The following is a 24,653-nucleotide window of genomic DNA, read 5'->3' as shown; positions in this document are numbered from 1 at the left end:
GCGCGTTGGTGAGCGTGCAGGGGCCCCACGATGGCGGGCGCACTGCAGAGGCTTCATCCCTGCAGCATTTGTACGGGCTTGCGTAGGCACAATGACGTTGTCAGTCATGCAGCCACCGCGCAAGCCAGCCTTCTGAAGGAATGCCGACGTCCTGACACACGCCATCAATGCAGCTCTCCAGCTTGGTCCGCTGCGGCCGGGACATCGTGCTTGCGATGCGCGCTGCCCATCTTGTCGGCAACTTCCTTTGGCATGTAGGTTTCGTCGTGCTTGGCCAGCACATCTTCGGCGACGAAGACACCGTGCTGCATGCGGCCAGTGGCCACCACCGCCTGCCCCTCGCGAAACAGGTCCGGCAGGATGCGGTCGTAACTCACGGGCAACTGGGCATCGCCATCGGTGACGCTGAAGTGCGCTTCCAACGAGCCGGACGCGCGTTTGAACGAGCCTTTTTCGACCATGCCGCCAAGCCGGAAACGGGAATGCTCGCCGGCGTCGCCACGCAGCACTTCCGACGGCGTGTAGAGATAGGCCACATTGCGTTGCAAGGCCATCGCCATCAGCGTGGTTGCCAGCCCGCCGGCCAGCACCAACGCCAGTACCAGCCACAGGCGGCGTCGACGTTGCGGGTTCATCGGATCAACTCCGCATTGCTGGGCACCGCGCGCTTGCGCTCACGCAGGCGGCGCGCCTGGGCGGTCTTCAATGCGCGACGCACCTGCCAACGGCCGGCGATCAGGTCCCACAGCAGCACCAGCACGAACACCGCATAGGCGGCGATGACGTAGGGCAGGTAGCTCATGCCGCTCCCTCCGGCGCGTCGCGCACGATCCAGGCCTTGCCGGCTTCGCGACGCAGGTTGTCGGCGCGTGCGCGCGTCAGCAGCGAACCGGCAAACCAGAACTTGGTGCCGATCACCATCAACCAAAGCGGCAGCAGCATGCTGGCATCGATCGTCGACGGGCCGAGCAAGCGAATGCTCTGGCCCTGATGCAGCGAATTCCACCACACCACCGAATAGCGGATCACCGGCAGCAGCGCCACCCCGACGATGGCCAGCAATGACGCCGCGCGTGCGGCCTGACGACGATCGTCGATGGCGTGATACAGGCCGATCACGCCCAGATACAGAAACAGCAGAATCAATTCGGTGGTCAGGCGCGGGTCCCAATCCCACCAGGCGCCCCACATTGGCTTGCCCCAGATGCTGCCGGTCAGCAGGGTGATCACGGTGAATGCCGCACCGATCGGCGCGCATGCCATCGCCAGTATTTCGCAGATTTTAATGCGCCAGATCAGCGCGATGGCCGCATACAGCGCCATCAGTCCGAACACGAACAGGCTCATCCACGCGCTCGGCACATGGATGTAGAGAATGCGGAAGCTGTCGCCTTGCTGGTAATCCGCCGGTACCGCAAACAAGGCTTGCCAGATGCCCACACCCAGCAACAACGCGGCCAGCGCATAGCACCAAGGCGCCCAGCGCGCAGTAAAACGGTCGAAGATCGGGGGCGATGCGAGTTGGTGGAACCAGCGGACGACGACGTTCATGCGATGGCAGTAGCCTTTGGAATGGCATTGGCTCTCGAAACAGCAACAACGCGTTGTGCGGGGCGTGCTATCGACAATGCATCGACTGCAGCGCTCAACTCAACGAAATGCGGATCGCGGCCGCTGCAGCCAGCGGTGCCAGGACCACGCCGATCACCAGTCCGGCGCCCAACAACAACAACGCACCCACTGCATCCTGTCCTTGCCCGCTGGCCGCCACACTGCCGGCACCGAACACCAGCACCGGCACGTACAGCGGCAGCGCCAGCAACGCCACGAGAATACCAGAGCGTTTCATCGTCACCGTCAGTGCCGCGACCACGGCGCCGAGCAGACTCAGAAGCGGTGTTCCCAGTGCCAACGATGCCAGCAGCACCGGCAATTGGTCATGCGGCAGGTGCAGCAATTCGCCCAGCAGCGGCGTGACTGCAATCAGTGGCAACGCACTGGTTGCCCAATGCAGCAGCACGCGCACTGCGATCAACCAGGCCAACGGCACCGGCGCGAGCAGCCATTGCTCCATCGAGCCATCTTCGACATCGCTGCGGAACAGGGCGTCCAGCGACAGCAGGCCGGCAAGCAACACCGACAGCCACAACACCGCTGGCGCGGCCTGTGCCAGCAGGTCCGGGCGTCCGCCCAGGCCCAACGCAAATAGCACGACGATCAGCAGCGCAAACAGCGCCGGCTGCAAGGCATCGCCGCGGCGACGCCACAGCAGTTGCAGGTCGCGCGCCAGCAACGCGCGGGCTGCCTGCCATAGCGACGGTTGTGGCGAATGCGCGCTCATGCGGCAGCCTCCAGCGTCAGCATGCGGGTGCGCACCGGTGGCGCCGCATAGGCGCCGTGAGTGGTGACCAGCGCCGCACCACCGCCGCGCAGATGCGCGGAGATCATCCGGTTGACCAGGGTGATGCCGTCCAGATCCAGATTGGCGTAGGGCTCGTCCAGCAACCACAGCGGCGCTGGCGACAGCCACAGCCGTGCCAGCGCCAGCCGCTTGCGTTGGCCGGCCGACAACTGCCGCACCAACGCATCCTCGTAACCGGCCAGGCCGACGATGGCCAGCGCACTGCCGGGCATCTGCTTGGCGCGGCGGCCATGCAGACCGCACAGAAAATGCAGGTTCTCCAGCGTGCTGAGGTCGGCCTTCAGGCCGGGCAGGTGGCCCAGGTAGGCCATGAAGCGGCTGCGGTCGCCGCGCTTGGCGGTCTTGCCGTCGATCTGGATCTGCCCGCGCTCCACATGTAACAAGCCGGCCAATACGCGCAGCAGCGTGGTCTTGCCGGCGCCGTTGTCGCCTTGCACCAACAACGCTTCGCCGGCATCGACGTGGAAATCCAGCGGGCCGAACACCGGCTCCTCGTTGCGGCTGAAAGCCAGGGCGTGCGCTGCCAGCAGCGGCGGCGCGGTGTGCAGCGGTTCGATCATCGGTGCAGCAGGCTCACGTCACAGGACGGCATGGGGAAGAACCGGGGCAGGGGGACGCACCGGACCGGGCGCGCATTGTAGCGACGATGGTGGCATGTCGGGGACGTGCGCGGCAGCGTGGCGGGCACCGTGATGGGTCGGGAACGCTGTTTTGCAGTGTCCCGGCGCAACCGCCTGGCGGCTTTGCGTACACTCGCGGTCCCTCGTTTCTTGTCCGGACAGGCACCATGCCCCTCACGACCAAGCTACCCAAGGTGGGCACCACCATCTTCACCGTCATGTCGCAGCTGGCGGCCGAGCACGGCGCGGTCAATCTGGGCCAGGGCTTTCCCGATTTCGCGGTGCCGCAGCGGCTGGTCGACGAACTGACCAAGGCCATGGCGGCCGGTCACAACCAGTACCCACCGATGACCGGCGTGGCGACATTGCGCCAGGCCATCGGCGGCAAGGCGCAGCGCTGCTATGGCGCGCAGGTCGATGTCGACACCGAAATCACCGTCACCAGCGGTGCCACCGAGGCGATCTTCAACGCCATCCACGCGGTCGTGCGCGCCGGCGAAGAGGTCATCGTGCTGGACCCCGCCTACGACTGCTACGAGCCGGCGATCGATCTGGCCGGCGCACGTGCGGTGCACGTGGCGCTGCACCCTCAGACCTTCGCAGTCGACTGGGATGCGCTGCGCGCCGCGATCACGCCGAAAACGCGGCTATTGATGATCAACTCGCCGCATAACCCGTCCGGCGCGATGCTCTTGGCCGACGACATGCAGATGCTGACCGAACTGCTGCGCGGCACCGAGATCTTTCTGCTGTCGGATGAGGTGTACGAGCACATCGTATTCGACGGCCGCCGGCACGAATCAGTATTGTGCTGGCCGGAACTGCGCGAACGCGCGTTCGTGATTTCCAGCTTCGGCAAGACCTACCACTGCACCGGCTGGAAGATTGGCTACGCTATCGCGCCGCCCGCGCTCACGGCCGAATTCCGCAAAGTACATCAGTACAACACCTTCACCAGCTTCGGCCCGGCTCAGCACGCCTTCGCCGCGATGATCCGCGACGAGCCCCAGCACGACGAGCAACTCGGCGCGTTCTACCAAGCCAAGCGCGACCGTTTCCGCGAACAGTTGCTGACCACCCGGTTGAAGCCGCTACCCGTGCCCGGCGGGTACTTCCAGCTAGTGGACTACTCAGCCATCAGCGATCTGCCGGATACCGAATTCGTGAAATGGCTGACGGTGGAGAAGGGCGTAGCGGCGATCCCGTTGTCGCCGTTCTATGAAAATGCACCGGCTGGTCAGCGTCTGGCGCGGCTGTGCTTTGCCAAGAACGATGCGACATTGGATGCCGCGATCGAGCGGTTGCAGCGGTTGTAATGCGATTGAATCGATAAATGACGGTTCGCAAGCTGCAGCCGTCGCGCACAAAGGATCACGTTGATGTCAATCACCGCAACCTACTTTGGGATTACGTTCGGATTGGCGTTCGCCAGCGGTGTCGTCGACAGCGCGCTTTTTTATTGCCATGTCATGACATGACTGGACTCGTTGACCGAGGTCAGCGCGTGGGGATGGATTTCGGCGTGGTGCCGTTCCGAAGAGATCGCTATGTGGCACGCTATCTGGCTGTATCCACTCCCGAGGAGCGGCTTACCACCGCCAATCGCTTGGTTCGCCATCTGCCCTGAGTGACACCCACATTAGGGTTGCTGTGCCTGGTTGGCACGCTTTGCATCGGAGTACGTTGGGGATGACACACGTCACGCAGGATTTGAGAGTTTCGCTGATCCAAGGCAACACCCGCTGGCACGACCCGGCCGCTAACCGCGCGTATTACGGTGCGCTGCTGGAGCCATTGGCCGGGCAGACCGATCTGGTGATCCTGCCGGAGACCTTTACCAGCGGGTTCTCCAACGACGCCATCGACAAGGCCGAAGGCATGGACGGGCCGACCGTGGAGTGGGTGCGCGCGCAAGCCGCACGCCTGGGTGCGGCGGTCACCGGTAGCGTGCAGTTGCGCGCTGAGGAAGGTGTGTTCAATCGGCTGCTCTGGGCCACGCCCGACGGGGCACTGCAGTATTACGACAAGCGCCACCTGTTCCGCTTCGGCAACGAGCATCTGCGCTACGCGGCCGGGCGCGAGCGGCTGACGGTGGAATGGAAGGGCTGGCGGATCAATCCGCAGGTTTGCTACGACCTGCGTTTTCCGGTGTTCTGCCGCAACCGCTTCGATGTGGAACGCCCGGGGAAGCTGGATTTCGATCTGCAACTCTTCGTGGCCAACTGGCCCTCCGCACGCGCCTATGCGTGGAAGACGCTGCTGCGCGCACGCGCGATCGAAAACCTGTGCTTCGTGGCCGCAGTCAACCGGATTGGCGTGGACGGCAATCAGCTGCATTACGCCGGCGACAGCGCAGTGATCGATTTCCTTGGCCAGCCGCAGGTGGAAATCCGCGAACGCGAGCAGGTTGTCACCACCACTATCAGCGCCACTGCACTGGCCGAACACCGCGCCCGCTTCCCGGCAATGCTGGATGCCGATCAGTTCGAGATTAGGGAGTAGTGATTCGGGATTGGTACACGCCACTGCCGCGCAAACGCCAGCCCATCCGCTGTTACTACTCCCCAATCCCCAATCCCGGCTACTGAGCCAACTTGATCTGGTAGATCTTCGGCCAGCGCTTGCCTGTAACGAACAAGCGATCGTGCTCGGCGTCGTAGGCGATGCCGTTGAGCACGTCGTTGGTGGGGTCGGTCAACGTGTCGGGATCTGGCACCAGTGCCTTGAGGTCGATCCAGGCGATAACTTTGCCGCTGGCCGGGTCGATCCGTGCGATGCGCGTGGTCAGCCAGACGTTCGCCAGCAGCTCGCCCTTCACCCATTCCAGCTCGTTGAGGTTGTCAAGCGGCTTGCCGCGGGCGGTGACCTTGATGCTGCCGATCTGTTTCAGGCTTTGTGGATCCAGCCGGCGGATGCTGGCGGTGCCATCGCTCATGTAGAGCTGGCGGTTGTCGCTGGTGAGCGCCCAGCCCTCGCCGGAATAGCTGAACTGCGTGCGCGGTGCCAGCGTGGCCAGGTCGTAAACGAAGCCGCGCTGATTGCGCCAGGTCAGTTGGATCAGGCGGTCCTTCCAGGCAACGATGCCTTCGCCATAGAACGGCGGCGGCGTGTTGGCCTGCTGCAGGACCTTGCCGGTGTCCAGGTCGACTTTGCGCACACTGGACTGGCCCAACTCGCCGGTGCTCTCGTATAGATGCCCGTCGAGATAGAACAGGCCTTCGGTAAAGGCGGCGGTGTCGTGCGGATAGCTCCTGACGACGGTATAGCCCTGGGTGGGAATCGTCTCGCCGCAGTGGGCGAGCGAGGGCAGCAGCAGGGCGCTGAAGAGCAGGCTGTAAATGGTGCGTGGCATGCTGCGATCATCCCACGTCGTGGCTGCAGGTGGCAGCGCTGCCGCCATGTCAAAGCCAGATAAGGCTTCGCTGAACAAACGCATGCGCCGCGCTTGGACCTTGTCGCGGCTGCCACATCGGCGCTGCTAGTCTCGCGCCATGTCCACCACTGGCACTGCTCATATGATCAAGTCACTTTCGCTGTTGGCGCTGCTTGGCGCCGCCACGCTGGCTCCGCAGGCGCAGGCCGCCGGCAACATCGATTGCCAGCTGTCATTCAACTTGTCCGGCTGGTCGGTGTTCTACAAGACCGCCAGCGGCACCGGCACCATCAAGTGCGATAACGGTGCGGTCATCCCGGTCAAGATTTCCAGCAAGGGCGGCGGCCTGACCGTCGGCAAGTCCAAGATCGTCGGCGGCCGTGGCACGTTCTCCGGCGCCTACAGCCTCAACGATCTGTTCGGTACCTACGCCGCGGCCGAAGCGCATGCCGGCGTGGTCAAATCCAGCACCGCCCAGGTCGTGACCAAGGGCGATATCTCGTTGGCGCTGGCAGGCACGGGCGAGGGCGTGGATCTGGGCGTTGCGGTCGGCAATTTCGTGATCGAACGTCGTAAGTAAGCGTGTGATCCGGCAGCAGCGCTCAGTGATCGAGCACTGCATGACGGGATCAGCGGCTGGCTGAAGAGGTATCTGAAGTTTGTGCACGTCGGCCTCGCGAGACGCCATTGCCGATGCTTGGGCCATCTCCTAGATCTGCAATCTGCCCTCAGCACCACAAAAAAACGGCCCTTCGCAGGGCCGTTTTTTTAATGCGCGCGTCGCAACTCAGCGACCGCGATTACCGCCACCGGGGGGACGACGATTGCCGCCGCCCGGCGGGCGACCGCCCGGACCGCGCGGTGCGCCACCTGGGCCGCGTGCGCCACCACCCGGACCACCGGGGCCACGGTTGGCAGATGCCGGACCGCGGTTACCACCCGGACCCGGACGGCCGCCGCTTGGGCGGCCAGCAGGAGAGGCCGCGCCGTACGGGCTGAAACCCGGGTTGGCGTGATCCGAGGGGAAGCTCGGTGCATTGCCCGGGTGACCATACGGGTGCTTGCGCTGCCCCTGGCCTTGACCCTGCGACTGACCTTGCCCGCCACCACCGGCACCGCCGCGCCCCGGACCACCCGAGCGGGCACCACCAGGACCGCCAGTCCCCGGACGCGCGCCGCCCGGACCTTTCTTCGCATACGGGCGTGCCTGGCCGGTGCCCGGGCCGCTCGGCCCGGCATTGCGGTGACCGCTCGGGCCGGTGCTCACGCCATCGGGCACATACCAGCTGCGGAACGCGGCAGGGTTGCCTTCCGGCAAGGCACCGCGGTCGCCCTTGGCCGGGCCACGCTGCTTGAACGGGCGCTGCTGCGACTGCCGGGCCGCTGCTTCGCCGCTGACCGTCAGGCCACCCTTGAAACCGCCCGGCTTGCCGCGACCGCCGCGGCCGCGATCTTCGCGCAGGTTGTCGAAACGACGCAGCTCGCGGCCTTCATCGGCGCCGGAGGTGTGGCCGTTGACGTAGGCATTGCTGCGGCCATCGCGCGAGACGTGCACGGTGGACTTGGCGGCGCGGCGCTGGCCGATCACCGGCTGCAGCGTCAGCGCCGAAGGTGCGCCTTCTTCCAGCTTGAGTTCGGCGCGCAAGGCGTCGACCTTTTCCTGCGCCACTTCCACCGACTGCCCACGCAGCAGTTCGCGCGGTAGCGAAATCTTGCCGTAGCGGCTGCGCTTGAGGCGGCTGACCTGGCAACCCTGCGATTCCCACAGGCGGCGTACTTCGCGGTTGCGGCCTTCCTTGACCACCACGCGGAACCAGTCGTGCGAATCGGTGCCGCCGATGCGTTCGATCTCGTCGAACTTGGCGCCGCCGTCTTCCAGCAGCACACCGCGCGACAGGCGCTCGATGATGGCGTCTGAGACCTTTTCTTCGCCTTCCGGGGCGCGCACGCGCACCACGTATTCGCGTTCGACCTCGTAGGAGGGGTGCATCATCGCGTTGGCCAACTCACCGTCGGTGGTCAGCAGCAACAGGCCGGTGGTGTTGATGTCCAGGCGGCCGATCGCGATCCAGCGCGAGCCCTTCAATGCCGGCAGCGACTCGAACACGGTCGGGCGGCCTTCGGGATCTTCGCGTGTGGTCACTTCGCCTTCGGGCTTGTTGTAGATCAGCACGCGCGAGGGTTCGGTCAGTGCACTGGCCACGAAGCTGCGGCCGTCCAGCTCGATCTTGTCGCCGCTGCGCACCGACATGCCGGTCTGCGCAACAGCGCCATTGACCTTGATCAGGCCATCGGCAATGCGCTGTTCCAGCGCGCGGCGCGAACCCAGGCCGGCCTGAGCCAGCACCTTGTGCAGGCGCTCTTCCAGCTTGGGGGCTTCTGTCGCGCTGTCGCGCTTGAGGGAAAGCTTGTTCAACGACAGCTTGCGGGGGGTGTCACTCATGTGTCTGGCTCCGGCCGACGCGTTTTGGGTCGGCCTCTGGGTCGGAATCGGCTTCGTCAACAGCCACGGTCGTCGTCGCGACGGCGTTGTCTTCGTCTTCGTTCACTGCATCCGCGCGCGTTCCCGGCGCGGTGTCGGGGTCGCCCTCACGGGCGTCATCTGGGTATTGCGTGTTCTGGTCGTGCGCCGAGCCATGCTCGGGGTGCTGCGGTGTCTGCTCGCTCACTGCGTCGGCCGCTTCAGTGTCGATTGCATTGTCCAGATCGTGGTCTTGCTGGTCTAACCCGGCATCGCTGGCGGGTTCCTGCGTGTGCTGGTCGGCATCGGTGTCGATGTCGGTTTCACTTTCAGGATCGGGTTCGGCGTTGTTCTGGTGACCGCTCGCTGGGTCGATGTTGCCGGCCAGAGTCGCCGAGGCATCGGCCTCGTCCGCTTCCGAACCATCTTGCGAATCGCTGCTGCCGCTGTTGCTGGCCTCGGCGCCAGCGTTGGCTTCTGCATCCGCGCTCGCAGTATCAGCACCTGCTTCGTCAGCCGCTGCAGCCGTACCAGCGCCTTCAGCATCAGCCGCATCGGCTTGACCCTGCGCCGCATCCATCGCCGCCGAGGCCGGCACTGCGCCATCCAGCTGCCCGTCGCGGTCTAGCGGCAGCTGCGGTTCCAGCTCAGCGATGTCCTTCAATTCAGACAATGGCGGCAGCTCATCCAATCGCTTGAGCCCGAAGTAATCCAGAAAGCCTTTGGTGGTACCGAACAGGGCCGGCTTGCCGGGCACGTCGCGGTGGCCCACCACGCGGATCCACTCGCGTTCTTCCAGCGCCTGGATGATGTTGCTGCTGACCGCCACGCCGCGCACCTGCTCGATCTCGCCGCGGGTGATCGGCTGGCGGTAAGCGATCAGCGCCAGGGTCTCCAGCGTGGCGCGGGTGTACTTGGTGCGGCGCTCGGTCCACAGCCGGGCGACCCAGCCATGCACGTCGGCCTTGACCTGGAAGCGGAAGCCGGAGGCCACCTCGACCAGTTCCACGCCACGCTCGGCGCAGGCCTCGCTCAGCAATTCCAGTGCGCGCTCCACGCTGCCGGGCGGCGCCGGTTCTTCTTCCGGAAACAAGCCCTGCAGCTGCGCCAGCGTCAACGGCTGGCTGCTCGCCAGCAGGGCTGCTTCGATAATGCGGGTGATCAGCGCTTGATCCATTCGGTGATCGGCTTCAGAGGGGTTCGTTGGCGGCATCGCTGTCGTCGAATTCGCTGGAGAATTGCAACGGCGCATTGGTATTGCCCAACGCCAGCGACTTCACGTAGATCGGCGCCAGCGGCGCTTCCTGCACGATATCCAGCAGCTGCTCCTTGGCCAATTCAAGCAGCGCCAGGAAGGTGACCAGTACGCCGAGCTTGCCTTCTTCGGCAGTGAACAGCGATTCGAAACGGTAGAACTTGCCATCGTCCAGGCGGCTCAGCACATCGCCCATGCGCTGACGCACACTCAGTGCCTCGCGCTTGATCGCATGGCCGGTAAACAGCTCGGCGCGCTTGAGCACGTCGTACAGTGCCATGAGCATTTCTTTCAATTCCACCGGCGGCGGCAGCTTAACCGCCGCGCGCTCGGGCAGATGCGCCTGCACCGGCGCGCTGTCGCGGCCCATGCGGGGCAGGGTGTCCAGATCCTCGGCGGCCTGCTTGAAGCGTTCGTATTCCTGCAGCCGGCGGACCAGTTCGGCACGCGGATCGTCTTCTTCGCCATCCTGGCTCGGCGGGCGCGGTAACAGCATGCGCGATTTGATCTCGGCCAGGATCGCGGCCATCACCAGGTATTCGGCGGCCAGTTCGAAGCGCAGCTCCTGCATCACATTAATGTAGTCCACGTACTGCCGGGTGATCTCGGCGACGGGAATATCCAGGATGTCCAGGTTCTGACGGCGGATCAGGTACAGCAGCAAGTCCAGCGGACCTTCGAAGGCATCCAGGATGACTTCCAGAGCGTCCGGCGGGATATACAGATCCTGCGGGATCTGCAGCACCGGTTGCCCATGCACCACCGCCAGCGGCATTTCCTGCTGCTGTGGCGGCGCGCTCGTGGCTGGCGGAGTCGCGACGTGCGCGAGTTCGGAATTCATCAGGTCGACATCGGGTCTTACGGTCGCCGGCCGCGGTCTGAGCCGCGCCTGCAGGGCTTGCCTTGAGTTATTGCGATCAATGTCGTGCTTGTGCAGGCACGATCCCACAAATTTACATACGCCAATCGACATGCAAGCAGGCGCCGCGTGGCATGCGGCGACGGAACAGCTGAGGAGGTCGTCTACGCGAGCCGGCGGTGGGCAGCGAATCTGCCGTCGAGAACAGCGTTGAGCCTGGGCCGACGGGCCGCTGCGTCCGGTTGCGTGTGCAGTGTTGACAAGGGTAATGCGTGCGCGGGGGCGGTGTCCAGCGCCGACGCGGCTAGAATCTGCGGGTTGATCTTCCAGTCTGAGACGAGGTGGCGTGTGTGGTACGTAATCGAAGGGTATGACCGGGCGGACGCATTGGCCGCACGGCAGCAGGCGCGGCCGGCCCATCTGGCGCGTTTGCAGGCGCTCGCGGCCGCGGGGCGGTTGCTGGTGGCGGGCCCATGCCCGGCCATCGATGCCGAAGATCCGGGCCCGGCCGGTTTCAGCGGCAGCGTGGTGATTGCCGAATTCGACGCACTGGAAGACGCGCGTGCCTGGGCCGATGCCGATCCGTATGTGGAAGCTGGCGTGTATACGCGCACCGAGGTCCGGCCGTTCCGCCGGGTGCTGCCATGAGCCGGGTCGAGCAGATTCGTGCGGCATTGCAGGCCGCGCTGGCACCGACCGAACTCGATGTGGTGGACGACAGCGCCCGGCATGCCGGCCATGCCGGCGCGCGCGACGGGCGTGGGCATTTCAATGTGCGCGTGGTCAGCACCGCCTTTGCCGGCAAGCCGCCATTGGCTCGGCACCGCGCGGTCTACGCCGCGGTGGGCGAGATGATGCAGACCGATATCCATGCGTTGTCGATCGAGGCTTTGGCGCCGGGCGAGTCTGGGTAGGCAGGCGCGGAGCAGGCGCTTTCGCTTGATCGCCTGCGGTTGCCAAGAGCGCTCCTGCGCGCGGCGGGATGCACGATTAGGCCTTTCGCGCCCGTGGCCGCTCTTGCACGCGAAAACGGCGTTGAGCGACAAGGCCCGACGTTCATGGAGCATGTTTTGCGTCGTCAGGCTGGCGGCCGCTCTGAAGTGGGCAGGGTCAAGAGGACCACACGCTGACGCGATCAAGTTTGATGTGCTCGCGCTGACAAGCCTCGTCGCAGCCAAAGCACGCGGGCGTCGAGCAAGCTTTCTGAATAGGGGTAATGCAGCGGTGTCGTCTGAGCACGCGCCGTAGTTCGGCCGAGGACCGTCAGTTGGACCTCCTGACCAAGCACATCAGGTGGCGCATCCAGCAGCGCGCCAAGCGCGCCGTGCACAACCGTGACCCGCGTCTTGCTTCATTTGTGGACTCGTTGGTGTGGATTTGTTGCGTCGCAACACATTCTTTCACAGGTTGATCACCTGTAGTTGCTTGATCTGTAAGCGTTTTCATGGGTGTGAAGATAGGGGTTTACGCCTCTGTATGAAAACGCTTACAGTCCGCGCCAGTTTTGAGAAGTCGGTCGCGGAGGGCGACACGAATGGCCAAGGGTGCGGTCACCATCAAAGATGTCGCTCGGGAAGCACAGGTCTCCGTGGCAACGGTGTCGCGTGCGCTCAATGGGCACGACAACGTGGCCGCGCCGGTACGCCAGCAGGTGCTGGAAGTGGCCGAGCGTCTGCGTTACAGCCCGCATGCGGCCGCGCGCAGCCTGAGCAGCCGACGCTCCCAGACCCTTGGCGTGGTGCTGCCGGATCTGTACGGCGAGTTCTTTTCCGAATTGATTCGCGGCATCGATGGCGCAGCGCGTGCGGCCGGCCAGCACTTGCTGGTTTCCAGCTATCACGGCGATCCGGAAGCTCAGGGCAGGGCGCTGCGCTCGATGCGCGGGCGCGTCGATGGCCTGCTGGTGCTGTCGCCGTATGCCGAGCAGCCGGGATTTCTCACCGACAACCTGCCGCAGTCGCTGCCAACGGTGCTGATCAATGCACACCTGCCCGGTGCCGACTACCCGGTACTGAGCATCGACGACCACGCCGGTGCCATGGCCATGACTGAGCATCTGCTGCGGGCCGGGCACCGCTGCATCGCCTTTATCGGTGGCCCGGCGTTGAACTTCGATGCGCGCGAACGCCTGCGCGGCTTCCGCGATGCGCTCGCTGCGTTTGGCGCGCAGGCGCAGGGCGTGGAGTACCCGGGCGACTTCGATGAAGCCTCCGGCTACCGCGCCGGGCTGGCGATGCTGGCTGACGGTGCATTGCCGGATGCGGTCTTCGCCGCCAACGACATGGCCGCGCTGGGTTGCCTGTATGCGTTCGCCCAGGCCGATGTCTCGGTGCCCGGCGACGTGGCGCTGGCCGGGTTCGACGACATTCCGCTGGCCCGGTTCGTCCACCCGGCGCTGACCACCATGCGCGTGAGCATCGCGCGGCTGGGCGAGCAGGCGATGACCCGGCTGATGCGCCTGGTTGAAACGCCCGACCGCGACAACGGCATCCGTCAATTGCTTACGCCCGAGCTGGTGATCCGCGCCTCCTGCGCTGCTGGCGAAGCTGGTCAATAACTTCTCCGGCCCTACGTTTTCAGGCTGCCGACCCTTTCGCGGACGTTCTGTCCGCTCCCGCTGCCCCCGCAGCGGCTGTTCCCGCACCACTGCACTAACACAACAACAATCTGTACCGATCCCTGGAGGGACGACCATGCGCCACCACCACCCCCATTCCGCCCGTCCGGCGCGCAAGCTGCTCAGCTGTGCGCTTGCCAGCTGCCTGCTGCTCGGCGCCGCACCTGCTTTCGCACAGAGCACCGCTGCGACCATCCGCGGCCAGGTCACCGTCGATGCCGCACCTGCCGCCCAGGCGCAGGTCACCGCCACCAATCTGGCCACCGGCCTGACCCGCACCGTGCAGGTCAGCAACGGCGGCTATTCGGTGGGCGGTCTGCCGCCGGGTTCCTACCGTATCGATGTCACCGCTAATGACCAGACCAGCTCGCAGAACGTCACCGTGCAGGTCGGCCAGACGGCGACCTTGAACCTGGGCGTCGGCGGCGAGCCGGCCACGGCCGCGGGTGGTAACGCCACCACGCTTGACGCGGTGCAGGTGAAGGCGCCGCCGGTGCTGGTCGAGACGCGCACCTCCGAGAACGCCACCTACATTTCCAACGTGCAGATCCAAAACTTGCCGCGTGCCACGCGCAACTTCCTGGAACTGGCCGACACCGTGCCGAACGTGCAGTTCACCCGCGAGGCCAACGGCACCACCAAGGTGCGCACCGGCGCCACCTCGGCCGAAGGCACCAACGTCTACATCGACGGCGTGAGCCAGAAGAACTACGTGCTGACCGGCGGCGTGAGCGGCCAGGATTCCAGCCGCGGCAACCCGTTCCCGCAGTCGGCGATCGGCGAATACAAGGTCATCACCTCCAACTACAAGGCCGAGTTCGACCAGGTCAGCGGCGCGGCCATCGTGGCCTCGTCCAAGTCCGGCACCAACGACTTCCACGGCAGCTTCTTCTGGGACACCAGCAACGACAGCTGGCGCGAAGAAAGCCCGCTGGAGAAGAAGGCCGGCGTGCGCGACGACTTCGAAGAAACCCAGTACGGCGCCACCTTCAGCGGCCCGATCCTCAAGGACAAGGCACACTTCTTCATTGCCTATGAAGCAAAGGAATACACCACCCCGAACGTGGTGATTCCCGGCTCAATCTACTCCGACCGCGTCGACCAACTGCCGGCGCAGTTGCAGCCGCTGGTGGTGACCTCCAGCACGCCATTCAAGGAAGACCTGTATTTCGGCAAGATCGACTGGACCATTGGCGAGAACAGCCTGTTCGAGCTGACCGGCAAGTACCGCAAGGAAGACGAGCTCAACGACGTCGGCCAGACCTCGACCTACGAGCACGGCAGCATCAACGGCCAGGAAGAAAAGCGCGCCAACCTGCGTTGGCAGTACAGCGGCGCCAGCTTCCTCAACGAAGCCAACCTGAGCTACGAAAGCGCGTTCTGGAACCAGGCGCCGATCAACAACGGCAATGGCTACATCCTCAGCTACGCACCGGTGCGCGGCAACGAAACCGACATCCTGGCGGCGGGCGCCGGCAGCAGCTTTCAGCGCAAGGGGCAGAAGGGCTGGACGTTCCAGGACGACCTCACCTTGAACAGCCTGGAATGGCATGGGGCGCACACCGTCAAGATGGGCGTGAAGTTCAAGAGCATCGACCTGGATTCGACCCAGTTCAACCCGGCCAACCCGCAGTACTACTACAACATCCTCACCGACGTCGAAACGCCGTACCGCGTGCGCTTCGGTGCGCCGCTGGTGGAAGGTGGCGGCTCGGTTGTGTCCAAGAACAAGCAGTACGGCATCTACCTGCAGGACGATTGGGAGGTCAACGAGCACTGGACCTTGAACCTGGGCGTGCGCTACGACTACGAAGAAACCCCGGCGTTCCTGGATTTCGTCACCCCCTCGGATGTCGCCAGCGCGTTGCAGAACTGGCCCAATCTGCGCAATGCCAACTACAACATCAACGACTTCATCAGCACCGGCAACAACCGCAAGGCGTTCAAGAATGCCTGGCAGCCGCGTCTGGGCGCTTCGTACGACCTGTTCGGCGATCAGGCGCACGTGATCTATGGTGGCGCCGGCCGTGCGTACGACCGCAACATCTTTGATTACCTGGCACTGGAGCAGCTCAACAACTCCTTCAAGTCGTATAGCTACTACTTCACCAGCGCCAACAACGATGCCTGCCTCGGCGACCCATGCACGGCCTGGAATCCGGCTTACAACAGCCAGGAGGGCCTGAACACGCTTACCGCCAACAGCACGGGCGGTGGCGGACGTGAGGTCTACCTGATCGATAACAACCTCAAGACCCCGTACTCCGACCAATTCAGCATCGGCATGCGCAACATGGTGCCGTTGTGGGGCCAGGACTGGTTTACCGATGTGACCCTGAGCCGCATCGAGAGCCATGACGGTTTTGCCTTCGTGCGCGGCAACCGCTTGCCCGACGGGTCGTTCTTCCAGCCGGGCACCACCTCCGGCGCGCCGACCGACGGCCCGGACGGCTACAGCGCCATCGTGCTGGGCACCAACGGTGTAGAGACCCGCAACAACCAGCTCGCGTTGCAGGTGGAAAAACCCTTCGACGAAGAATCCGGCTGGGGCCTGACCGTGGCCTATACCTATTCCGATGCAAAGGAAAACCGCCAGTTCGGCGAGCACTACGCCCTGGACCGCGAACGCATCCAGGACTACGGCTGGCGTGAGGCTGGCGGCATTCCGAAGAACCGCCTGGTGGTCACCGGCATCTACGAGTTGCCGTACGAGATCAAGCTGTCCGGCAAGCTGTCGCTGGCCAGCCAGACCGCACGCTACGGCCAGAATTGCCTTGCCGGCAACGACCAGTGCGAGATCATCCAGTTCAAGCCGGATGGCACGCTGGGCTACAAGGAATTCAGCATTGCCGCGAATAAAGAATGGGACACCGGCGGTGGTGTCAAATTCAATGTGCGTGCGGATATCCTCAACGTGTTCAACTGGGTGAATTACGCCACCTTCAATGGCGATACCGGAACATTGCAGGACTTGAATACGGCTTACGGCACACCGACCGGTGTGCTGGCGTCGCCGATGCGCACCTTCCGTCTGGCCTTTGGCCTGAACTGGTGATGTGCACGACCGCCCTGGCTGCCATGCCCGGGCGGTCGTACTCGGCGCCTGGATAGGGTAGGTTTGCGTGCGAGATGTAATCGATTACACAAGTGGGGGGCGGATGGACAGGGGTAACACGTCGCGATGGTTGACGATTCCACTCTTGCTGGGCGCGCTGGTGTTGGCGTCGTGCAAGCAAGCCGAGGAACCCAAGGTGGCCGAAAAGAAGGCGCCGGTAAAAGTCATCCTGGTCGAGGCGCAGCTGCCCCCCAAGCCGGTCAAACCGCCGCTGCCGCCGCTGTTTTCGGATATTGAACGCCGCACGTTCCAGTTTTTCTGGGACACCACCAACGAACTCAACGGACTGGCGCCGGATCGGTTTCCGTCGCGTCCGTTCGCCAGCATTGCGTCGGTTGGATTTGCGCTCACCGCGTATCCGATCGGCATCGAAAACGGGTGGGTCAGTCGCAATCAGGCGATCGACCGCACCTTGACCACACTGAAATTCTTCCGCGACGCGCCGATGGGCCCGCAGAAGACCGGTCGAGCCGGCTACAAAGGCTTCTACTACCATTTTCTGGACATGCAGAAGGGCAACCGTTACGACAGCTGGGTTGAGCTGTCGAGCGTGGACACCGCACTGCTGATGATGGGCGTGCTGTTCACCCAGTCGTATTACGACGGCGACGACCCGCGCGAAAAGGAGATCCGCCAGATCGCCGACACGCTGTACAAGCGCGTGGACTGGCGCTGGCTGCAACAGCGTGCGCCGCTGATCTCGATGGGCTGGTTCCCCGAAAGCGGCTTCATCAACCACGACTGGATGGGCTACAACGAGGCGATGATGCTGTACCTCCTCGCGCTGGGCTCGCCCACCCATGGCGTCGACCCGGACGCCTGGACCAGCTGGACCCGCACCTACAACAACGACTGGGGCGTTTACCAAGGCCAGGAATACCTATCGTTCGGCCCGTTGTTCGGCCACCAATACAGCCATGTCTGGATCGATTTTCGCGACATCCAGGACCAGTACATGCGCGAACGCGGCATCGACTACTTCCTCAACAGCCGCCGCGCTACGTTGGCGCAGCGCGACTACGCCATCGACAACCCGATGAAGTGGAAGGACTACGGCGAAAACGTCTGGGGACTCACCGCCGGCGACGGTCCGCAGAACACCAGCCAGGAATACCGGGGCGAGCAGCGCCAGTTCCGCCATTACTCCTCACGCGGCGCCGGCCTGCGCGAGAACTTCGACGACGGCACCATCGTGCCGTCGGCGGCCATCTCCTCGATCGTGTTCGCCCCGGAAGTAGTCATCCCGGCCACCGAGGAAATGCACAAGCGCTACGGCGATTTCCTGTATTCCAGCTATGGCTTCCTGGATTCGTTCAACCCCAGCTTCAACTACGACATCCCGCTCAAGACCGGGCGCATGGTGCCGGACCGTGGCTGGGTGGCCAGCGACTACATCGCCATCGACCAGGGCCCGATCCTGGCGATGATTGCCAACTACCAGAACGAATTCGTCTGGAACGTCATGAAGAAGAACCCCTACATCCGCGCCGGTCTGGAACGCGCCGGCTTCACCGGCGGCTGGCTCACCCCGGAAGGCGAGCCGCAGCCGGCGCCGCAGAAGGATGAGCAGAAGGCCGCTGCGCGCTCGCTGGGCATGGCCGAGTCGCGTGCCGCCGCCGCCCAGGCCCAACAAGACCCCTCGCAACGCCAAAAACCCGAGTAATCCGTGCGCCTTTTGAAACTGTTGATATTGGCCGCCGCCCTGTGTGCAGGTGTGGCGGGATGCGAACGCTCCGATCCGGGCAAGACCACCGTGCGTTTCTGGGCGATGGGCAAGGAGGCCGAAGTGGTCTCCGAGCTGGTGGCCGACTTCGAAAAGCAGAACCCCACCATCCACGTGGATGTGCAAAACATCCCGATGACCGCCGCGCACGAAAAACTGCTCACCGCCTTCGCCGCCGATGGCCTGCCGGATGTGTGCCAGCTCGGTAACACCTGGCTGCCGGAATTCGCGTTGTTGGACACGCTGGAGCCGATGCAGCCATATGTGGCGCGCTCCAGGATCGTCGACCAGGCCGATTATTTCCCCGGCGTGTGGGACACCAATCTAGTCGATGGCACGCTGTACGGCGTGCCGTGGTATGTGGACACGCGCCTGCTGTTCTATCGCAAGGACTTACTGCGCGAGGCCGGCTACAGCGAAATGCCCAAAACTTGGGCCGAGATGGAACGGGTAATGGCCGCGATCAAGCGCAAGGTCGGCCCGGACCGCTTCGCTATCTTGATGCCGCTCAACGAATTCGAGCAGCAACTGTCGTTCGCGCTGCAGCAGGACGACCGCCTGCTGCGCGACCACGACAACTACGGCAACTTCCGTGGCGCTGGCTTCCGCAAGGCACTGGGCTTCTACGACAACATGTATCAAAAGGGCTGGGCGCCGAAGGTCTCCGAAACCCAGGTGTCCAATGTCTGGTACGAATTCTTCAACGGCTATTACGCGTTCTATCTGTCCGGCCCCTGGAACGTGCGCGAGTTCAAGCTGCGCCAGCCGCCGGGCATGGAAGGCAAGTGGGGCACCGCGCCGTTGCCGGGCCCCAATGGCCTGGGTGCCGGCATTGCCGGTGGCTCCAGCCTGGTGATCTTCAAGTCGTCGCAGCAGAAGGACGCCAGCTGGAAGCTGATCGAATATCTCTCGCAGCCGCAGGTGCAGGCGCGTTTCCACGCCATCATCGGCGACCTGCCGCCGCGTCGCAGTACCTGGAAGTTGCCTTCGCTGGCCAACGACGAATTGGCGCATGCCTTCGGCGACCAGCTGGAGCGGGTCAAGGCCACGCCCAAGGTGTTGGAGTGGGAGCGCATCGTGCAGGAAATGCGTCTGGTGACCGAGCGCGTGGTGCGTGGTGGCCAATCGCACGAAGCCGCCGTGCAGGAACTGGATAAACGTGTGGACGAAATTTTGGCCAAGCGCCGCTGGATCTTCGAGCAGGAGGGCGGGCATGTTGGCCCGGCCGCTGAGACGGCCACGCCGGCAACCAAGCCGGCTGCTGCAAACACCGCCGCGCCTGCCGCTGCCGCGGACCAGGGAGCCGCACGATGATGAAGCGTAATTCCGTCGCCGGCTGGGTGTTCGCCGCGCCGTCGATCATGGTGCTGGGCATGTTCTTCGGCGTGCCGGTGTTCGCCGCGCTGGTGCTCAGCGTCACCGACTTCGACCTCTACGCACTGGCCGACAGCAGCCATCTGCGCTTTGTCGGCCTGGGCAACTACATCGACCTGCTGCAGACGCCGCTGTTCTGGAAGTCGCTCTGGAATACCACCTACTTCGTGTTGCTGGGCGTGCCGATGTCGATCGGCGTGTCGCTGGGCGCGGCCCTGCTGCTCAACGCCAAGGCCTCGCGCTTCAAGGCGCTGTTCCGCACCGCCTTGTTCGCACCGGTGGTGACCACGCTAGTGGCAGTGGCGGTGATCTGGCGCTACCTGTTCCATATCAAATACGGCCTGGTGAACTTCGGCCTGAGCCACTTGGGGATCGCCCCGATCGACTGGCTGGGCGATCCGCGCTGGGCGATGCCCACCATCATGCTGTTCGCGGTATGGAAGAACTTCGGCTACAACATGGTGATGTTTCTGGCCGGGCTGCAGGCGATCCCGCAAGATTTGTATGAGGCCGCGCGCATCGACGGCGCTTCGCGTTGGAAGCAGTTCCTGCATATCACCCTGCCGATGCTTGGCCCGGTGCTGATGGTGGTCGGTGTCATCACCATTTCCGGCTATTTCCAGCTGTTCGCCGAGCCCTATGTGATGACCCGCGGCGACCCGCTGCAAAGCACCGTCAGCGTGCTGTATTTCATGTTCGAAGAAGGCTTCAAGTGGTGGAACCTCGGCCGCGCATCGGCAGTGGCGTTCCTGTTGTTCCTGATCATTCTGGCGGTGACCACCGTGATGCTGCGCTTTGGCCGCAAGAAGGACCTGATATGAGCCGTGATGTTGGCCAATCGCGCTGGAATGCCGTGCTGATCAACGGCGGCCTGCTGGTGCTGGCGTTGATCAGCCTGGCGCCGCTGCTATGGATGCTGTCGGTGTCGTTCATGCCCACCGGCGAAGCCAGTCGCTTCCCGCCGCCGATGCTGCCTTCGGCATTCACCATGGCCAACTACCACGAGTTGTTTGCACGCACCGGCATGGCGCGCAACTTCGCCAACAGCCTGCTGGTGTCCGGGTTGATCACGCTCGGTTCGTTGCTGATCAACACCATGGCCGGTTATGCGTTTGCCAAACTGCAGTTCGTCGGCCGCGAGCGCATCTTCAAGATCCTGATTGCGGCGCTGGTGATCCCGGCGCAGGTGGCGATGCTGCCGCTGTTCCTGCTGATGAAGCAGTTGCATTTGGTCAACAACATCGGCGGGGTGGTGGTGCCGGCGTTGGCCACGGTGTTCGGCATCTTTCTGGTGCGTCAGTACGCGCGCAGCATTCCGGATGAACTGATCGAAGCCGCGCGCATCGACGGCGCCAGCGAGATGCGCATCTTCTTCCAGATTGTGCTGCCGATGCTCAAGCCGGTGCTGGTTACCTTGACCATCTTTACCTTCATGGGCTCGTGGAACGACTTCATGTGGCCGCTGATCGTGCTGACCGACCAGGAGCAATACACCTTGCCGGTGGCGCTGGCGGCGCTGTCGCGCGAGCACATCATGGACGTGGAATTGATGATGGCCGGCGCCGTGGTGACGGTGATTCCGGTGCTGCTATTGTTCCTGGCGCTGCAGCGCTACTACATCCAAGGTCTTCTGCTGGGGAGTGTGAAGGGGTGAGGCGAGCGTTCCTGCGACTGTTTGCCATGACCGCCATTGCCGCCGCGGGCGCGGCGCAGGCGCAGGAGCGCGTGCTCGACGGCTTCAACGACGTCGGCGCCTGGCGCCTGGTGGTGTCCAATCAGGTCAGCGGTTCGCTGCGCCCGGTGGCCACGCCCTCTGGTGGGCATGCGCTGTGTCTGGATTACAACTTCAACGGCGTGTCCGGCTACGTGGGCATCCGCCGCAATTTGCCCGTCGAGTACCCGGACAATTACCGGCTTGGCTTCACGCTACGCGGCGACTCGCCGTCCAACGATCTGCAGCTTAAGTTGATCGATGCCAGCGGCGACAATGTGTGGTGGGTCAACCGCCCCGGCTTTGCCTTCCCCAAGAACTGGACCACTTTCAGCTACCGCAAGCGCAACATCGAAAAAGCCTGGGGACCGGGCCAGGACAAGCAGCTGCGCAGCAGCGCGGATGTGGAATTCACCATTTACAACAAGGTCGGCGGCAAGGGCACGGTGTGCTTCGACCGCCTGACGCTGACGCCGCTGCCGCCGGAAGACACCTCACCGCTGCAGGCCAAGGCCATTACCGACACTGCGCCTGCGCTGGAGCAACGCCTGGCCGACGGTAAGCCGGACACCTTTTGGCTCAGCGGCGCGGTCAAGCAACAGACGGTCACGCTGGATCTGGGCAAGGTGCGCGAATTCGGCGGCGCCATCGTGCAGTGGGTGCCGGGTCTGCAGGCTTCGCACTATGTGGTGCGCTCTTCCGGCGACGGACGCAGTTGGCGCGATCTACGCACCGTCACTGCCGGCGCCGGTGGCACCGATTGGCTGGCGCTTCCCGATACCGAAGCGCGCTATCTGCGTTTCGATCTCAAGCACGGCCCCAACTGGCGCTACGGCATCAAGGAAGTGCAGTTGCAGCCGCTGGCATTCGCCGCAACGCCGAATGACTTCATCAAGTCGTTGGCTGCGCAGCTGCCGCGTGGCAGTTATCCGCGCGGCTTCTCCGGCGAGCAGCCGTACTGGACCATCCTGGGTCTGGATGGCGGCACCGAGCAGGGCCTGATTGGCGAAGATGGCGCGGTGGAAGTGGGTAAGGGCGGCTTCAGCATCGAACCGTTCGTGGTCACCGGCGGCAAGGTGCTGCACTGGTCCGATGTCAGCAGCGAACAAAGTTTGCAGGACGACTACCTGCCGATTCCCAGCGTGGATTGGCACCACGATCTGATGAATCTGCGTGTCACTGCCTTCGTGCAGGGCACCCCCGATCAAGCGCAACTGGTCGCGCGTTACCAGCTGCATAACACCGGCAAGGAAGCGCGCGATTTCACCCTGGCGTTGGCCGTGCGTCCGTTCCAGGTCAACCCGCCGGCGCAGTTCCTCAATACCCTGGGTGGCGTCAGCCGCATCGACCAACTGGCCATAGATGGCGGCCAGGTCAGCGTCAACGGCAAGCCGCGCGTGTTCGCCGCGCAGCGCCCGGATGCCAGCTTCGCCAGTGCCTTCGACAGCGGCATGGATGTCAGCCATCTGAGTGCGGCCACGCCGCCGACGGTGACACAGGTGAAGGACGAAACCGGCCTGGCCTCGGGCGTGCTGCTGTATCGCTGGAAGCTGGAGCCTGGCCAACGCCGCGAAGTGGCGCTGGTCATTCCGCAGACCGGCACCGCGCAGTTGCCGGCTGGCTTCGATGCCGACAAAGCGCAGCAGCAGGTTGCCCAGCAATGGCGCAGCAAGCTCGATCGCGTGCGCATCAGCGTGCCGGCCGAAGGCAAGCCGGTGGTCGACACCTTGCGCACGGCGCTGGCGCACATGTTGATTTCGCGTATCGGCCCGCGCTTGCAGCCGGGCACCCGCTCGTACTCGCGCAGCTGGATCCGCGACGGCGCCATGATTTCCGAAGGCCTGCTGCGGCTCGGCCGCGAAGACGTGGCGCGCGATTACGTGGACTGGTTCGCTCCGTATCAGTTCGCCGACGGCATGGTGCCGTGCTGCGTGGACGACCGCGGCAGCGACCCGGTGCCGGAGAACGACAGCCACGGTGAGTTGATCTACAACATCGCCGAGTACTACCGCTACACCGGCGACAAGGCCTTCCTGGAAAAGATGTGGCCGCATGTCACCGGCGCTTACGACTACATGGAAAAGCTGCGCGCAAGCGAACGCACGGAAGAGAACTTCATGCGTAACCCGGCCTTCTACGGAATGATGCCGGTGTCGATCAGCCACGAGGGCTATTCGGCCAAGCCGGTGCATTCGTACTGGGACAACTTCTGGGCGCTGCGCGGCTACAAGGACGCGGTGATGCTGGCCGGTGCATTGGACAAGTCCGAAGACGCCGCACGGTTCAGCACCGCGCGCGATGAATTCAGTGGCGACCTGATTGCCTCGCTGGGTGCGGCCGTGCGTCAGCACAACCTGGATTTCCTGCCGGGTTCTGCGGAACTCGGCGACTTCGATGCGACCTCGACCACCATTGGCTTGACCCCGGGCGGTGAGCAGCAACGTCTGCCGCAGGATCTGCTGACCAACACCTTCGAGCGCTACTGGAAAGAGTTCACCGACCGCCGCGACGGCAAGCGCGAATGGAAGGACTACACGCCTTACGAATGGCGCAACGTGGCCGCATTCGTGCGCCTGGGCTGGCGCGATCGCGCCTGGGACGCCACCGCGTTCTTCTTCAAGGACCGCGCACCGCAGCCGTGGAATCAGTGGGCCGAAGTGGTCTCGCGCACGCCGCGCACGCCGTTCTTCGTCGGCGACCTGCCGCACGCCTGGGTCGCCTCGGACTTCGTGCGCTCGGTACTGGACATGTTCGCCTACGGCCGCGAATCCGACGCCAGCCTGGTCATCGCCGCCGGCACGCCGACCCGTTGGTTCGAGGGCAAGGGGATTGGCATTGCCGAACTGCGGACACCGTACGGGCGCCTCAACTACACCTTGCAACGTACCGACAAGCAATTGGTGCTGCAGCTGCAGCCCGGGCTGATCCTGCCGCCGGGTGGCGTGGTGTTGCCGTGGCCGTATCAAGGCACACCAGGCAAGGCCACGGTCAATGGTGAGTCGGCCGAGTGGCAGAACGGCGAACTGCGCATCCAACAACTGCCGGCCAACGTGCAAATCGATGTGCCTGGCGCGGTGCGGCGGGCCGAGCGCGCCACGCAATGAGTCAGGCGTGCCGGCTTTC

The 24,653-nt window shown here is 64.1% G+C and carries 21 protein-coding genes; 12 read left to right on the top strand and 9 right to left on the bottom strand.

Translation table 11 applies throughout. The annotated features are described in order from the left end of the window. Window positions 1-164: 164 nt before the first annotated feature. The 5 genes from ccmE to ccmA all read right to left on the bottom strand — a co-directional run bounded on the left by ccmE (window position 165) and on the right by ccmA (window position 2,982). Window positions 165-635 carry a cytochrome c maturation protein CcmE gene (ccmE, locus tag KWO_RS11860; RefSeq protein WP_010372901.1) on the bottom strand — a complete coding sequence of 157 codons (471 nt, stop codon included), beginning with the start codon at window positions 633-635 and terminating at the stop codon, window positions 165-167. After that, window positions 632-802, bottom strand: coding sequence for a heme exporter protein CcmD (locus KWO_RS11855; RefSeq protein ID WP_010372903.1), 171 nt, complete (start codon window positions 800-802; stop codon window positions 632-634). Before KWO_RS11855 ends, ccmE begins: the two co-directional genes overlap by 4 nt. Then, the gene (locus KWO_RS11850; RefSeq protein ID WP_010382232.1) at window positions 799-1,551 is read right to left on the bottom strand and encodes a heme ABC transporter permease; all 753 of its coding nucleotides are present in this window, start codon (window positions 1,549-1,551) and stop codon (window positions 799-801) included. Before KWO_RS11850 ends, KWO_RS11855 begins: the two co-directional genes overlap by 4 nt. Window positions 1,552-1,645: 94 nt before the next feature. Then, window positions 1,646-2,341 carry a heme exporter protein CcmB gene (gene ccmB, locus KWO_RS11845; protein WP_010382229.1) on the bottom strand — a complete coding sequence of 232 codons (696 nt, stop codon included), beginning with the start codon at window positions 2,339-2,341 and terminating at the stop codon, window positions 1,646-1,648. Then, the gene (gene ccmA, locus KWO_RS11840; protein WP_008573812.1) at window positions 2,338-2,982 is read right to left on the bottom strand and encodes a heme ABC exporter ATP-binding protein CcmA; all 645 of its coding nucleotides are present in this window, start codon (window positions 2,980-2,982) and stop codon (window positions 2,338-2,340) included. The genes ccmB and ccmA overlap by 4 nt, the downstream gene beginning before the upstream one ends. A gap of 227 nt (window positions 2,983-3,209) precedes the next feature. On the opposite strand from ccmA, the gene KWO_RS11835 reads away from it, so the two are divergent. Together KWO_RS11835 and KWO_RS11825 are read left to right on the top strand one after the other, a co-directional pair. Beyond that, window positions 3,210-4,358, top strand: coding sequence for a pyridoxal phosphate-dependent aminotransferase (locus KWO_RS11835; protein WP_017112375.1), 1,149 nt, complete (start codon window positions 3,210-3,212; stop codon window positions 4,356-4,358). A 373-nt stretch (window positions 4,359-4,731) separates the two neighbouring features. Further along, complete coding sequence (locus KWO_RS11825; RefSeq protein ID WP_010372920.1) at window positions 4,732-5,544, top strand: amidohydrolase; 813 nt, start codon at window positions 4,732-4,734, stop codon at window positions 5,542-5,544. 79 nt (window positions 5,545-5,623) lie between these two features. Here the strand turns inward: KWO_RS11825 and KWO_RS11820 are convergent, their stop codons facing one another. Then, complete coding sequence (locus KWO_RS11820; protein ID WP_278023071.1) at window positions 5,624-6,394, bottom strand: glutaminyl-peptide cyclotransferase; 771 nt, start codon at window positions 6,392-6,394, stop codon at window positions 5,624-5,626. Window positions 6,395-6,557: 163 nt separating this feature from the next. Between KWO_RS11820 and KWO_RS11815 the strand changes: the two genes are divergently transcribed. Beyond that, window positions 6,558-6,995: a hypothetical protein gene (locus tag KWO_RS11815; RefSeq protein WP_010372925.1), complete on the top strand. Its 438-nt coding sequence runs from the start codon at window positions 6,558-6,560 to the stop codon at window positions 6,993-6,995. Window positions 6,996-7,202: 207 nt separating this feature from the next. Here KWO_RS11815 and KWO_RS11810 read toward each other — a convergent pair whose 3' ends face one another. Genes KWO_RS11810 through KWO_RS11800 form a run of 3 tightly spaced genes read right to left on the bottom strand, consistent with a single transcriptional unit; the run spans window position 7,203 to window position 10,972 of the window. Beyond that, window positions 7,203-8,858, bottom strand: coding sequence for a pseudouridine synthase (locus KWO_RS11810; RefSeq protein WP_017113700.1), 1,656 nt, complete (start codon window positions 8,856-8,858; stop codon window positions 7,203-7,205). Continuing rightward, complete coding sequence (scpB, locus tag KWO_RS11805) at window positions 8,851-10,053, bottom strand: SMC-Scp complex subunit ScpB (RefSeq protein WP_010382202.1); 1,203 nt, start codon at window positions 10,051-10,053, stop codon at window positions 8,851-8,853. Before scpB ends, KWO_RS11810 begins: the two co-directional genes overlap by 8 nt. A gap of 13 nt (window positions 10,054-10,066) precedes the next feature. After that, window positions 10,067-10,972 carry a segregation and condensation protein A gene (locus KWO_RS11800; RefSeq protein WP_010372932.1) on the bottom strand — a complete coding sequence of 302 codons (906 nt, stop codon included), beginning with the start codon at window positions 10,970-10,972 and terminating at the stop codon, window positions 10,067-10,069. 366 nt (window positions 10,973-11,338) lie between these two features. Between KWO_RS11800 and KWO_RS11795 the strand changes: the two genes are divergently transcribed. The 9 genes from KWO_RS11795 (at window position 11,339) to KWO_RS11755 (ending at window position 24,634) form a co-directional block, all read left to right on the top strand. After that, entirely contained in the window at window positions 11,339-11,638 is a 300-nt protein-coding gene (locus tag KWO_RS11795) for a YciI family protein (protein ID WP_010372935.1), read from the top strand. Beyond that, window positions 11,635-11,904, top strand: coding sequence for a BolA family protein (locus KWO_RS11790; RefSeq protein ID WP_010382200.1), 270 nt, complete (start codon window positions 11,635-11,637; stop codon window positions 11,902-11,904). The genes KWO_RS11795 and KWO_RS11790 overlap by 4 nt, the downstream gene beginning before the upstream one ends. A 620-nt stretch (window positions 11,905-12,524) precedes the next feature. After that, the gene (locus KWO_RS11785) at window positions 12,525-13,547 is read left to right on the top strand and encodes a LacI family DNA-binding transcriptional regulator (RefSeq protein WP_010382198.1); all 1,023 of its coding nucleotides are present in this window, start codon (window positions 12,525-12,527) and stop codon (window positions 13,545-13,547) included. A 136-nt stretch (window positions 13,548-13,683) separates the two neighbouring features. Continuing rightward, window positions 13,684-16,662: a TonB-dependent receptor gene (locus KWO_RS11780; RefSeq protein ID WP_010382195.1), complete on the top strand. Its 2,979-nt coding sequence runs from the start codon at window positions 13,684-13,686 to the stop codon at window positions 16,660-16,662. Window positions 16,663-16,765: 103 nt separating this feature from the next. Then, a complete protein-coding gene (locus KWO_RS11775) occupies window positions 16,766-18,385 on the top strand; it encodes a glucoamylase family protein (RefSeq protein WP_017112705.1) in 1,620 nt (539 codons plus the stop codon). Window positions 18,386-18,388: 3 nt separating this feature from the next. Further along, the gene (locus KWO_RS11770) at window positions 18,389-19,759 is read left to right on the top strand and encodes a sugar ABC transporter substrate-binding protein (protein WP_026112471.1); all 1,371 of its coding nucleotides are present in this window, start codon (window positions 18,389-18,391) and stop codon (window positions 19,757-19,759) included. Continuing rightward, the gene (locus KWO_RS11765; RefSeq protein ID WP_017112706.1) at window positions 19,756-20,640 is read left to right on the top strand and encodes a carbohydrate ABC transporter permease; all 885 of its coding nucleotides are present in this window, start codon (window positions 19,756-19,758) and stop codon (window positions 20,638-20,640) included. Before KWO_RS11770 ends, KWO_RS11765 begins: the two co-directional genes overlap by 4 nt. Next, window positions 20,637-21,473, top strand: a complete 837-nt coding sequence (locus tag KWO_RS11760) for a carbohydrate ABC transporter permease (RefSeq protein WP_010382188.1) — start codon at window positions 20,637-20,639, stop codon at window positions 21,471-21,473. Before KWO_RS11765 ends, KWO_RS11760 begins: the two co-directional genes overlap by 4 nt. Window positions 21,474-21,499: 26 nt before the next feature. Continuing rightward, window positions 21,500-24,634, top strand: a complete 3,135-nt coding sequence (locus KWO_RS11755) for a discoidin domain-containing protein (RefSeq protein WP_010382185.1) — start codon at window positions 21,500-21,502, stop codon at window positions 24,632-24,634. Window positions 24,635-24,653 lie beyond the last annotated feature (19 nt).

The organism is Xanthomonas vasicola pv. musacearum NCPPB 4379 (assembly GCF_000277895.2).
GTDB lineage: Bacteria > Pseudomonadota > Gammaproteobacteria > Xanthomonadales > Xanthomonadaceae > Xanthomonas > Xanthomonas vasicola.
Note: the sequence above shows the minus strand (reverse complement) of the source record. Positions and strands in the feature narration are given on the sequence as shown.